General features: G+C 70.9%; 10 protein-coding genes. 6 read left to right on the forward strand and 4 right to left on the reverse strand.

Annotated elements, in window-relative coordinates; all coding sequences use genetic code 11:
• Positions 1-3 precede the first annotated feature (3 nt).
• The 3 genes from meaB (at position 4) to NQV15_RS02975 (ending at position 5,589) form a co-directional block, all read left to right on the forward strand.
• Positions 4-1,011 carry a methylmalonyl Co-A mutase-associated GTPase MeaB gene (gene meaB / locus NQV15_RS02965; RefSeq protein WP_232398118.1) on the forward strand — a complete coding sequence of 336 codons (1,008 nt, stop codon included), beginning with the start codon at positions 4-6 and terminating at the stop codon, positions 1,009-1,011.
• Positions 1,012-1,045: 34 nt separating this feature from the next.
• A complete protein-coding gene (locus NQV15_RS02970; RefSeq protein WP_232398119.1) occupies positions 1,046-1,837 on the forward strand; it encodes a transglutaminase-like domain-containing protein in 792 nt (263 codons plus the stop codon).
• A 284-nt stretch (positions 1,838-2,121) separates the two neighbouring features.
• The gene (locus NQV15_RS02975; RefSeq protein ID WP_232398120.1) at positions 2,122-5,589 is read left to right on the forward strand and encodes a glycosyltransferase; all 3,468 of its coding nucleotides are present in this window, start codon (positions 2,122-2,124) and stop codon (positions 5,587-5,589) included.
• Here NQV15_RS02975 and NQV15_RS02980 read toward each other — a convergent pair.
• Positions 5,586-6,698: a citrate synthase 2 gene (locus NQV15_RS02980; RefSeq protein ID WP_232398121.1), complete on the reverse strand. Its 1,113-nt coding sequence runs from the start codon at positions 6,696-6,698 to the stop codon at positions 5,586-5,588. The two genes, NQV15_RS02975 and NQV15_RS02980, sit on opposite strands and share 4 nt — an antisense overlap.
• A 36-nt stretch (positions 6,699-6,734) precedes the next feature.
• Between NQV15_RS02980 and pdxH the strand changes: the two genes are divergently transcribed.
• Both pdxH and NQV15_RS02990 read left to right on the forward strand, forming a co-directional pair.
• Positions 6,735-7,379 (forward strand): pyridoxamine 5'-phosphate oxidase, encoded by a 645-nt coding sequence (gene pdxH / locus NQV15_RS02985; protein ID WP_232398122.1) that lies wholly within the window; start codon positions 6,735-6,737, stop codon positions 7,377-7,379.
• Positions 7,376-7,723 (forward strand): hypothetical protein, encoded by a 348-nt coding sequence (locus NQV15_RS02990; protein WP_232398123.1) that lies wholly within the window; start codon positions 7,376-7,378, stop codon positions 7,721-7,723. Before pdxH ends, NQV15_RS02990 begins: the two co-directional genes overlap by 4 nt.
• 36 nt (positions 7,724-7,759) lie before the next feature.
• Here NQV15_RS02990 and NQV15_RS02995 read toward each other — a convergent pair whose 3' ends face one another.
• From NQV15_RS02995 to rfbB, 3 genes are all read right to left on the reverse strand, one after another.
• Positions 7,760-9,019, reverse strand: coding sequence for an HNH endonuclease (locus NQV15_RS02995; RefSeq protein WP_232398124.1), 1,260 nt, complete (start codon positions 9,017-9,019; stop codon positions 7,760-7,762).
• A 93-nt stretch (positions 9,020-9,112) separates the two neighbouring features.
• Entirely contained in the window at positions 9,113-10,405 is a 1,293-nt protein-coding gene (locus NQV15_RS03000; RefSeq protein ID WP_232398125.1) for a sugar nucleotide-binding protein, read from the reverse strand.
• Positions 10,406-10,407: 2 nt separating this feature from the next.
• Complete coding sequence (gene rfbB / locus NQV15_RS03005) at positions 10,408-11,406, reverse strand: dTDP-glucose 4,6-dehydratase (protein ID WP_232398126.1); 999 nt, start codon at positions 11,404-11,406, stop codon at positions 10,408-10,410.
• A gap of 80 nt (positions 11,407-11,486) precedes the next feature.
• Here rfbB and rfbA point away from each other — a divergent pair, with 80 nt between their 5' ends.
• A complete protein-coding gene (gene rfbA / locus NQV15_RS03010; RefSeq protein WP_232398127.1) occupies positions 11,487-12,350 on the forward strand; it encodes a glucose-1-phosphate thymidylyltransferase RfbA in 864 nt (287 codons plus the stop codon).
• Positions 12,351-12,410 lie beyond the last annotated feature (60 nt).

A 12,410-nucleotide genomic window follows, 5' to 3' on the forward strand; every position in this document is an offset into this window, starting at 1 on the left:
CTGATGGTCGACGTCACCGAGCTTGCCGACGACATCCGCGTCGGCAAGCGCGCGGCGATCTCGCGCGCCATCACGCTGGTGGAGTCCAGCCGCGCCGACCACCGGGCCGAGGCGCGCGAGCTGCTCGGGCTGCTCACCGACCCTTCGACGGGCTCAGGCGGCGATGGCGGCGCAGGGGGCGACAGCGGGGCGGTGCGGGTCGGCATCTCCGGTGTGCCCGGAGTCGGCAAGTCGACATTCATCGAGGCGCTCGGCACCCACCTGATCGACGAGGGGCACCGGGTCGGCGTCCTGGCGGTCGACCCGTCGAGCGTGCGCACGGGCGGCTCCGTCCTCGGCGACAAGACGCGCATGTCCAGGCTCGCGGTCAGCCCCGACGCCTTCATCCGCCCCTCGCCGAGCGCCGGGACGCTCGGCGGCGTCGCCCGGGCCACGAGCCAGGCCGTCACGGTGCTGGAGGCGGCCGGCTTCGACGTCATCCTGATCGAGACCGTCGGCGTCGGGCAGTCCGAGATCACCGTCGCGGGCATGGTCGACACCTTCTTGTTCCTCACCATCGCCCGGACCGGCGACCAGCTGCAGGGCATCAAGAAGGGCATCCTGGAGATCGCCGACGTCGTCGCGGTCAACAAGGCCGACGGCGACCGGGCCCAGGAGGCCGAGGCGACGTCCAAGGACCTCGCCGGCGCGCTGCGCCTGGTGCACGCCGGCACGAAGACGTGGGTCCCGCCGGTGCTGACCTGCTCGGCACTGGAGGGCACCGGCATCGACACCGTCTGGAACCGGATCATCCGCCACCGCGAGTTCCTGGGCCGCACGGGTCTGCGCGAGAAGCGTGCCCAGCAGCAGCTGGACTTCACCTGGGCGCTGGTGCGCGACGAGCTCGACCAGCGGCTGCGCAACGACCCCGCGGTCGCAGCCGTGCGCGCCGAGGTCCGCGAGGCGGTGCTGTCCGGGGAGATGCCGGCGGCCACGGCAGCCGACCGCATCCTCGAGGCCTACGACTCCTGACGCGGGCCCGGCGCGGCTGTGGCACGATCGGGCGGTGAAGAGAACCGTGACGGCCCACCTCGAGCTCTACCTGCACGGCGAGGCGGACCTGATCTTCTCGATCGCCGTCGCCCAGGGCCAGGACGTCACCGAGTCGCTGCAGATCAGCTCCAACGGCGTGCAGCTCGACCCGCACGAGATCATCGGCCGGCACGGCACGCGCCTGCACCGGCTGACCGGACCCGTCGGGCCGATGGTCATCGACTACTCCGCCGAGGTCCGTGGACAGGCCGATGCGCCGCCGGTCGAGGAGCTCGACATCATCGAGTACCGCCGGCCCAGCCGGTACTGCGAGTCCGACACCCTCTTCGCGACGGCCCGCTCGGAGTTCGCGGGGGTCCAGGGCAAGGAGCTGCTGGACGCGGTCAGCACGTGGGTGGGTGATCGCCTCAGGTACGTCGCCGGAGCGAGCCAGCCGACCGACGGCGCCGTGGCCACGATGCTGGCCCGCCGAGGCGTGTGCCGCGACTACGCGCACCTCGTCGTCGCCCTGCTGCGGGCGCTGGACGTCCCCGCCCGCCTGGCGGCGGTGTACGCCCCGGGCCTGGCCCCGATGGACTTCCACGCGGTTGCCGAGGCCTTCGTCGAGGGTGCCTGGCAGGTGGTGGACGCGACGGCGCTGGCCCCCCGGAGCTCACTGCTGCGCATCGCGACCGGCCAGGACGCCTCCGAGACCGCCTTCTTGTCCCAGCACGGCGCGGCCGTCGACCTGCGCTGGATGGCGGTCACCGCGGTCGTCGACGAGCTCCCCGGCGACGACCTGACCCAGCTCGTCACGCTGCGCTGAGACCGATCCGGACGGACTAGGGGTCAATAGTCCCAAATAACTAGTTCCGCCACGAAAGTCAAGACTGCACTTGGGGCAGATAATTCGCTACTGTCTTTCACAGAGGCACTGACGCGCAAGCGTCACGAGGCCGGCCGTCTCGGGGGGATGGCCGGCCTCCTCGTCTTTTCCGGCAGCGACAGCGGCGCGCGCCGCCTCGTCCTGAGCCTGTCGAAGGGGGCCTCGTCGCCGCCGCCGAGTGGCGCATTGCGTAGTCTTCGGGGTGCCCGACACCGAGGAGGAGCATGTCGCCGTCGCCCGCGGACCGGTTGCGCAGCGTCGCCAAGAGGGCCCGTGAGGCCGCCCGGACCGACGGGACGCCCGCCGACTCCGATGCGCGCACGCTCTTGGCCTCGGGACTGTTCGATCCCTGGTACTACGGCCTGCAGACGCGCACCGAGATGACGCCGTCCGAGGCCGCGGAGCACTACCTGAGCGACGGCGCGGCGTCCGGGCTGCTGCCCAATCCGCTCACCGACGTGGACGCGACAGGGCTGGCGCCGGACGACGTCGTCGCCGCGCTGCTGGGCGGCGCCGCCAGAACCTTCCCGGTCCGGCCGATCCTGGACGATCTGGAGCTGGTCGCGCTCGCGCCCGCCGCGACCGAGCATCCCGGCGGTCCCGTGGGCTTCTACCTGGAGCATGCCCGCGCCGGGGCACCCGTCCCCGCGCTGGGGCAGCGGTCGTGGAAGCGCTTCGTCCGCCTGCGCCAGCAGCAGTCGGCGGCGCTGGAGACGATCCTGGCCGCCGCGGTGCTCGACCGGCCGTACTACGAGGCACAGACCAGGCGGACGTTCCTGAGCGATCGCCAGGCGGTGTGGCACTTCCTGGAGACGGGGGAGTCGGCGGCGTTGTCGCTCTCGCCGCTGTACGAACGCGCCTGGTACCGCAGCAAGGCCGGGGTCCGGACGCCGATGACCTTCATGCACCTGCTGCGCACGGGCCAGACCGCCGGGGCGGCCGGTCCGCACTTCGACGGCGCGACCCATCTGCAGAGTGCCCCCGAGGCGGCCGATCATCCCGGCGGACCGCTCGGCCACTTCCTGTCCCAGGCAGACGACGCGACCCTGACGGTCCCGGACCCCGATTCCGGGATCGTGCCGGTCCCATGGGGCGCGTTCCGCGAGCACCTGCTCGCCGCGGCCACCGAGACCGGCCGTCAGGAGGCGCTGCTGCGTCCCCGGCCGACCAGCACGGCCCGGTGGACCCTTGCCGCAGCCGAGCCCGCCGAGGGCAGCTCAGAGCGCGTCACGATCGTCGCCGACGCGCGCACCTGGGGCCGCGACGTGCCCGAGCGCCTCGCCACGGTCCTCGCCCAGCGGTACCAGACCTGGACGATGCGGGTCGCGGTCGACGAGGGGGCGCCGATCCCACCCTCGCTGGCCGAGCTCGACGACCTGCGCATCGTGCTGGTGCCGACCCGGGCGGAATCCTGGGCCGGGCGAGCCCAGGACGTCCTGGCGACGGCCGACGAGCCGTGGACCATCTTCTGGCAGCCCCAGGAGACGTGGTCGCCCGCGCTGCTCGGCGCGCTGCTGTCTGCCGCGGCGCCGGACACCCTCGTGCACGCCGCCGTCGTGGACGAGGAGACCGGCCGGTGGTGGACCGATCTGGCCGACCACGACGCGCTGGTGTGGGACGAGCCCCGCTCGCTCGCGGCCATGCTCGTGCCCACCGAACGCCTGCGCGCGGACGCGCTGCGGTCGCAGGCCGAGGACCGGTTCGGCTGGGACTTCCTGCTGCGGCACGACCTGACCCCCCGCTTCGTCCCCTTCATCGGGCTGAGGGCAGCCGATCCGGGCAGCCTGCCGACCAGCGCCGGCCGCCGCAGCACCTACGCGCAGGTCGTCCGGTCTGCTGCCGCGGCCGACTGGGACACCATCACCCGGGGGAGCGGCACCCGGGTCGTCGGACGTGCGTCCGTCCTCGTCGTCGCGACCGGAGACCGCCACCGGACGCGCCGGGCCGTCGACAGTGTCCTCGAGGGCACTGCCGGCGACGTCGAGGTCGTGCTGGTCGACAACGGCTCCCATCGGGAGGTCTCCGCGATCCTCACCGCCTGCTACGCCGGCGACCCGCGTGTCCATGTCCACCGCCTTCCGTCGACGTCCCACACCCCGGTCGCGGTCAACCGCGCCGTGGCCGCGTCAACAGGCGAGGTGGTGGTGCTCCTGGACCACGACAACCAGGTGGACCCCGGCTGGCTCGAGCCGCTCGTCGAGGCGCTGCGCGACCCGGACGTGCTCGCCGCACAGCCGCTGCTGCTGACCGCCGACGACACGATCCGGTCGGCCGGGGTGGTCGGCGTGGGCCGCCACCTCGTACCCGTGCACCTGCTGGCGTCCCACCCGGTGGAGGACCTGCCCGCCGGCGACATCGCCCCCGACGCGGTCAGCGGCGTGTGCCTCGCGGTCCGCGCCGACGCGCTCGCCTCCGTCGGCGGGCTCGACCCGGTCTTCTCCGACCTGGCGGACGTCGACCTGTGCCTGCGGCTCGCCGACAGCCGAACCGGCCGGTTCGCGACCGTCGCCCGGTCCCGGGTCAGCCGTCGGGCGCGGCAGGCGATCCCACCGCCGGCCGAGGCGGACCAGCTGCAGCTGCTCGAGCGCTGGGGTGGACGCCTGCCGGAGCCGCGGATCGAGCACTGGCAACGAGCAGGGTTCGAGGTGGCCGGTTTCCGCGCCGGACCGGGGCTGCCGGCCAGTCGCCGGCGCACGACCGTGACGCCCGAGCTCACGCGGACGCCGCGGCTGGTCGCCGAGGGTCCCGGGGCCGGGCTGCCCAGCCTGCGCTGGGCCATCAAGATCGCCGCCCAAGGGGGTCCGCGCGGCGACGAGTGGGGCGACACGTACTTCGCCGCCGATCTCGTCCGTGGCCTGCGGGCCTGGGGACAGGAGGCCTTCGTCGACCGCCGCGGCGCCCACGAGCGTCCCGGGGTCGACGGCCTGGACGATGTCACCGTGACCCTGCGCGGGCGCTGGCCCGCGGTCACGCAGCCGGGCGCGACCAACGTCTTGTGGGTCATCAGCCACCCCGACGAGGTGCCGCTGGAGGAGCTGGGCCAGGGCTTCGACCTGATCTACTCCGCGGGCGCCGGCTGGGCCGAGCAGGTCAGGGCGGCCACGTCGCTGGACGTCCGCACGCTGCTGCAGGCCACCGACGCCTCGCGCTTCACGACGCACGGCGAGGCGATGGCCGGGCTGGGGACGTTGTTCGTGGGGCGTACCCGCAAGGTGATGCGCCCCGTGGTGGGCGATGCACTGGCAGCCGGTGCCGATCTGACCGTCTTCGGCGACGGGTGGGAGTCGTTCATCGACCCGGCCCATGTCGCGGCCGATCACCTGCCCAACGAGCAGGTGCCGGCGGCCTACCGGGGCGCTCGCATCGTCCTGAACGACCACTGGTCCGACATGGCCCGGCTCGGCTTCTACTCCAACCGGCTGTTCGACGCCGTGGCGTCGGGGGCGCGCGTCGTGACCGACCCGGTCGAGGGTGTCGAGGAGCTGCTGGGCCCGTCGGTGCGCAGCTACCGGACGCTCGACGAGCTACGGGACCTGCTGGACCCGAGCGGGTCGGCCTGGCCGGACCCGGACGTCGTCGCGGCCAATGCCGCGCGCGTCGCCGCAGAGCACTCGTTCGTGGCCCGCGCGAAGGTGCTGCTCGCGGACGTGCTCAACGCGCGAGGCGTCGAGCACGTCCTGGACGAGCGTTAGGCCTTGGTGGCGGCCCAGTCGGGGTTCCAGCCCTCGACCTCGTCGGCGCCACGCGAGGCGGGGCCGGTGTAGATCGCGGACGGGCGGATCAGGCGGCCGGTGCGCTTCTGCTCCAGGATGTGCGCGCTCCAGCCGGCCGTGCGGGCCGACGTGAACATCGCGGTGAACATGTGCGGGGGGATCTCGGCGTAGTCCAGGACGATGGCCGCCCAGAACTCCACATTGGTCTCCAGCACACGGTCGGGACGACGCTCCTTGAGCTCCTTGAGCGCAGCCTCCTCCAGGGCGATCGCGACCTCGGCGCGGGGGGCGTTGAGCTCCTTGGCCGTGCGGCGCAGCGTGCGGGCGCGGGGGTCCTGGGCGCGGTAGACGCGGTGGCCGAAGCCCATGAGCCGCTCGCCCTTGTCGAGCAGGTCCTTGACGTACTTGGTCGCGTCGCCGGCCTTCTCGACCTCCTCGATCATCGTCAGCACGCGGGCCGGGGCGCCGCCGTGCAGCGGGCCCGACATCGCGCCGACCGCACCCGAGAGTGCGGCAGCTGCGTCGGCACCGGTCGAGGCGATGACACGGGCGGTGAACGTGGAGGCGTTCATGCCGTGCTCGGCAGCGGAGACCCAGTAGGCGTCGATGGCCTTGGCGTGATCGGGGTTGACCTCACCGCGCCAGCGGGTCAGGAAGCGCTCGGTGATGGTGCCGGCCTTGTCGACCTCGCTCTGCGGGACGAACGGCTGTCCGACGCCACGCGCCGCCTGGGCGACGTACGACAGCACCATGACCGCCGCGCGGGCCAGGTCGTCGCGGGCCTGCGTGTCGTCGATGTCGTACAGCTGCTTCATGCCCCAGGCGGGAGCGGTCAGCGCGATGGCGCTCTGCACGTCCGCGCGGATGTCTCCGGAGTGGACGGGGATCGGGAACGGCTCGGCGGGCGGGAGACCGGGCTCGTAGGCCCCGTCGACCAGCAGGCCCCAGATCTTCTCGAAGGGGACGCGACCCACCAGGTCGTCGATGTCGACGCCGCGGTAACGAAGCGCAGACCCTTCCTTGTCGGGTTCGGCGATCTCGCTCTCGAATGCGATGACGCCTTCAAGTCCGTGGTGCACTTCAGTCATAGGCTGCATTCTGCACTGCGCAGCTAGTCTCGGCACATGGAGTCCCCAGATCTGGCGCGGATGAGGTCGGAGTACGCCCACGACGGGCTCGACGAGCAGGCCGCCGGCGACGACCCGTTGGTGCTGTTCGACCGCTGGTTCGACGATGCGGTGACAGCCGGCGTGCACGAGCCGAACGCCATGGCGCTGGCCACCGCGACGCCGCAGGGGCGGCCCTCGTCGCGCATCGTCCTGCTCAAGGGGCTGGACGACCGCGGTCTGGTGTTCTTCAGCGGCTACGAGTCCCGCAAGGGCCGGGAGCTCAGCGCGAATCCGTGGGCTGCCGCCACGATGCTGTGGCACCCGCTGCAGCGCCAGGTGCGGATCGAGGGCTCGGTGACCCGGATCCCGGAGGAGGAGTCGGACGCCTACTTCGCAGTGCGGCCACGGGGGGCGCAGATCGGTGCGGTCGCATCGCCGCAGTCGCAGCCGATTGCCGATCGGCGGACGTTGGACCAGCGGGTCGCCGACGTCGAGCAGGCCTGTGCGGGCCGTGACATCGAGCGTCCGGCGGTGTGGGGAGGTTTTCGCATCGCCGTCGACTCGATCGAGTTCTGGCAGGGGCGCGACAGCCGCCTGCACGACCGGCTGCTGTTCACCCGCGCGCCCGGCGGCTGGACCCGCGAGCGCCTGGCGCCGTGATCACCGGCCCGATGCGGGTGTACCTCCACTCCAGTGCAGAGGTGATCGCCTTGGAGGCGCCGCTGGAGAAGGGGCAACGCGTGCGCTGGTTCGTCCGGTGGCCCGGTGACATCGCGGAGGGGTACGGCGGGGACCTGGCGACCCGCCTGGGGATCGCGCCGGCGGACCTGACCGGCGGTCGGCTGCTCGTGGAGGACCACGACTGTTACTTCCCCAGCGCGGACGATGCCGATGCCTGGTGGATCGAAGGGACGGTGTCGTCCTGGGCCAAGCGGCCCGGCGATCCCGTGGGTTCCTACGTTCTCGTCGATCTGGACGACGTGACGATGAGCCGGTACCAGTAAGACCTCGGGCGTGCCGGTGGGCCGCCGGACGGTGGGTCAGGCGGCTTGGCGGTAGCCGGTTCGTCGTCGGCGGCGGATGGGTCGCCCGGCGCGGGTGGTGAAGGCGAACCCGTCGACGGCATTGCCCTCGATGTGCAGACGCCCACGGTGCAACAGGTGATGGCACCTGACGCAGAGCCCGATGAGCTGGTCGACGTCGGTGCGCCCGCCGAGCGACCACCACACGACGTGGTGGATCTCGAGGTGGGTGTGGTTGCACCCGGGGGTCGCGCAGACCCCGCTCTGGCGGGCGATCACGGATCGGCGTTGCTTGAGGTTCGGTTGGTACTTCGCGGTGCCGGCGTTCAGGACCTGCGCCTGCCTGGTTCCGCCGTCCGTCTTCATCAGAAAAGCGGTGACCTCGCTGATGCACATGAAGTACATCAGCAGATTCGGCCCGATCGCCCCGTGACCGGCCAGGGTGGCGGGTTCGGTGGGTGGCATCGGGTCGGGACGCAGATACGGCTCCTCGGTCTGCTGACGGACCCGCTCAGCGGCGGCGGCAACGGTGTCGGCGTCAGCGAACACCGACACGTGCGGCTTCAGCCCCTTGTCCGACGGCAGCTGCCCGCTGCCCAGGATCGAGGACAGCAGGTCGTCCAACCCCTGCACCCGGCGTTCCGAACCGGACCGGGTGTCGTCGGGGCCATCAGGCGCCGATACGGAGTCCAGGACCTTCTTCAGCTTCGCCCCAGTGGTCGTGTTCAAGAACCCCGTCACGTGCCAGCCATCGGGCAGGGCGTTGACCTGGAAGTCCTGCTTGTCCATGCCCTTCTCCCAGGCATCATCCAAATCGTCCGGATGGGTGCGGTCCTTCAGATGCTTGACCGCCTCGAACAATTCACCCGGCTCATGCTCACGGGCAACCTGGACGAACAGTTCCTCGTGCATCCGCATCAGATCCAGACCGACATGCGCCAACCCATAGACGAACACCCGCACATGCGCGGCGCTGATCTGGCCGGTCACGGCGGCCTCGGCCACGAGCGACAGATCCCGCAATGCCCCGACGCTGCGCACCAAGGCAGTCGCTTGGCCTGCATTCATCCGCAGCTGGGTCCGCACCCAGGCGTTCAGCGTTGACGCGCCGTCGATCTCGAAATCCTTGGAGGCATCCAGCTCGGCCAGCGCAATCGCCTGCGCCGCATCAAGTGCATCCTTCGCGGCCTGGATCGCCACCGCACGCTCCCGTGCGTCCCCGCTTCGCAACGACTGTGCGGCGGTCCGCATCGCGTCGATCGTGGGGGCTGGGTCCATGGCCTCATTCTACTCGAACACATGTTCGAATAGAAGTGACCAAAGTCCTGTCTTTGCAGCGAAAAACAGTCAAACCAGTTCGCGCCAATGGCGTCAGTGCAGGGCGCTGTACTTCGGTCGCGGAGCCATGTCCTTGCCCTCGCCGTAGACCTCGGTCGAGACACCGGTGACGTCGGCCGGATCGCGACCGGCCTCGGCGAACACCTCACGGGCGATGTCGGCCCAGGTCTTGACCGGTCCACCACCGGTGATGTGGTGGATGCCGTAGGGCGCGCCGCTGCGGACGAGGTCGACCAGACCCGCAGCCAGCTCGGCTGCGGTGGTCAGGCGTCCGTACTGGTCGTCGACCACGGTGGGGCTGACGCCGTCGCGGGCCAGGCGCTCCATCGTCGACACGAAGTTGCCGCCGTCGCCGATGACCCAGCTGGTGCGGACGATGTAGTGGCGCGGGACGGTCGACGTCACGGCCTCGCCGGCGGCCTTCGTCTGGCCGTACACACCCAGCGGGGAGACGGCCTCGTCGACGGTGTGCGTCTCGGCGGTGCCGTCGAAGACGTAGTCGGACGAGACATTGACGAGCGTGAGCCGGTGCTGGGTCGCGATGCGGGCCAGGGTCGCCACGGCGGTGACGTTGACGGCCCAGGCGGCGCGGCGTCCCTCGGGCGTCTCGGCGCGGTCCACCGCGGTGTAGGCGGCCGCGTTGTAGATCGTGTCGACGTCCTTCCACGGGACGGAGTCGTACGAGGCGGGATCGGTCAGGTCCAGGTCGGCGCGGGTCAGGGCCAGCGCATCGGGCAGCAGCTCGCGCAGCGCACGGCCGAGCTGGCCGTCCGCGCCGAGGATGACCGATCGGCGCGGGGCGATGGGCTCGACGTCGGCGAGGCGGGGGTGCGCCTTGTCCTTGTCGGACACCTCTGCCAGCGGCAGCGGCCACGGGATCGCGACGGTCTCGTCCAGCAGGTTGAGGTTGGTGTACTTCGCGTCCGCGGACCAGTGCTCGTTGACCAGGTACGAGTAGGCGGTGCGGTCCTCGAGCGTCTGGTAGGAGTTGGCGACGCCACGGGGCACGAAGACCGCGACCCCGGGCTCGATCTCGATCGAGAACGACTGGCCGAAGGTGTCACCCGCACGCAGGTCGACCCAGGCGCCGAAGACGCGGCCGACGACGACCGAGACGAGCTTGTCCCACGGCTCGGCGTGGATGCCGCGGGTCGCGCCGGCGGTGTTGTTGTACGAGACGTTGTGCTGGACCGGTCCGAAGTCGGGCAGGCCGGCGGCGATCATCTTCTCGCGCTGCCAGTTCTCGATGAACCAGCCGCGGTTGTCCGCGTGGACGGGGATGCGCAGGACGAGCAGCCCCGGGATCGGGGTCGTGGTGACGTCCATGGTCACTGTCCCTGGGCGGCGTACTTGGACTCGGTCTCGGCCTTCGCGGGCCGCCACCAGGCCTCGTTGTCGCGGTACCACTGGACGGTGTCGGCCAGGCCGGTCTCGAAGTCGCCGAAGGCGGGCTTCCAGCCGAGCTCGGTGCGCAGCTTGGTCGAGTCGATCGCGTAGCGGCGGTCGTGGCCGGGGCGGTCGTTGACGTGGTCGAAGTCATCGGGCTCGCGGCCGAAGATCTCCAGCAGGGCGCCGACGACCTCGCGGTTGTTCTTCTCGCCGTCGGCGCCGATCAGGTAGGTCTGGCCGATCTCGCCGGTGTTCAGGATCGTCAGGACGGCGCTGGAGTGGTCCTCGACGTGGATCCAGTCGCGGACGTTGAGGCCGTCGCCGTACAGGCGGGGGCGCTGGCCGTCGATGAGCTGGGTGATCTGGCGGGGGATGAACTTCTCGACGTGCTGGTACGGGCCGTAGTTGTTCGAGCAGTTGCTGATCGTGGCGCGGACACCGAAGGAGCGGACCCAGGCGCGCACCAGCAGGTCCGAGCCGGCCTTGGTGGCCGAGTAGGGGCTGGACGGCTCGTAGGCGGTGGCCTCGGTGAACCGGTTCGGGTCGTCGAGCTCGAGGTCGCCGTAGACCTCGTCGGTGGAGATGTGGTGGAACCGCACGTCGTGGCGACGCACGGCCTCCAGCAGCGTGAACGTCCCGACCAGGTTGGTCTGCACGAACGGGCTGGGGTCGTTCAGCGAGTTGTCGTTGTGCGACTCGGCGGCGAAGTGGACGACCGCGTCGTGGTTGGCGACCAGGTCGTCGACCAAGGCGGCGTCGACGATGTCACCCACGACCAGCGTGCAGCGGTCGGCGGGCAGGTCGGAGATCGACTCGCGACTGGCCGCGTAGGTCAGCTTGTCGAGCACGGTGACCGACAGGTCCGTGTTGGCGATGAGATGACGGACGAAGTTGGAGCCGATGAACCCGGCGCCACCTGTGACGAGGACAGAACGCATGCGCGCCAGCCTAGTGCACTTGGGGCTGCCCCCCGACGCGCGTTCTGCCGTGATACCGGCTCACCCTAGGATGGTCGGCCATGCGAGGAATCATCCTGGCCGGGGGAACCGGCTCACGTCTGCACCCGGTGACCAAGGCGGTCAGCAAGCAGCTGATGCCGGTCTACGACAAGCCGATGATCTACTACCCGCTGTCGACGCTGATCCTGGCCGGCATCTCCGAGGTCCTGATCATCACGACGCCGCACGACGCCGATCAGTTCGAGCGGCTGCTCGGCGACGGCTCGCAGTTCGGCATCACCATCACCTATGCGCAGCAGCCCAGCCCCGACGGCCTGGCGCAGGCGTTCGTGATCGGCGCCGACCACATCGGCGACGAGTCGGTCGCGCTCGTCCTGGGCGACAACATCTTCTACGGTGCCGGCCTGGGCACCCAGCTGGCCCGCTTCGAGGACGTCGACGGCGCGGTCATCTTCGGCTACCGGGTCAAGGACCCGTCCGCATCGGGTGTCGTGGAGTTCGACGCCGAGGGCAAGGCGATCTCGCTGGAGGAGAAGCCCGAGGTCCCCAAGAGCCACTTCGCGGTGCCGGGGCTGTACTTCTACGGCAACGACGTGGTCGAGAAGTCCCGCACGCTGAAGCCCTCGGCGCGTGGCGAGCTGGAGATCACCGACCTGAACCGCCTCTACCTGGAGGAGGGACGCCTGCAGGTCGACGTCCTGGAGCGCGGTGTCGCCTGGCTCGACACCGGCACCTTCGACGGGCTGGCCGAGGCCGGCGAGTTCATCCGCACCGTCCAGCACCGCCAGGGCCTGTCGATCGGCTGCCCCGAGGAAGCCGCGTGGCGAGCCGGGTTCCTGTCCGACGAGGGCCTGCGCGCGCAGGCCGCCGCCTACGCCAAGAGCGGCTACGGCGAGTACCTGCTCGGCCTGCTGGCCGAGTAGGAGTTCACCCGGCGTCCACCCCGGCTCCTGCTGCCGGACGTCCGGCGCCGGCACCGTGGA

This window comes from Aeromicrobium wangtongii (assembly GCF_024584515.1).
In the GTDB taxonomy this organism is placed as follows: Bacteria; Actinomycetota; Actinomycetes; order Propionibacteriales; family Nocardioidaceae; genus Aeromicrobium; species Aeromicrobium wangtongii.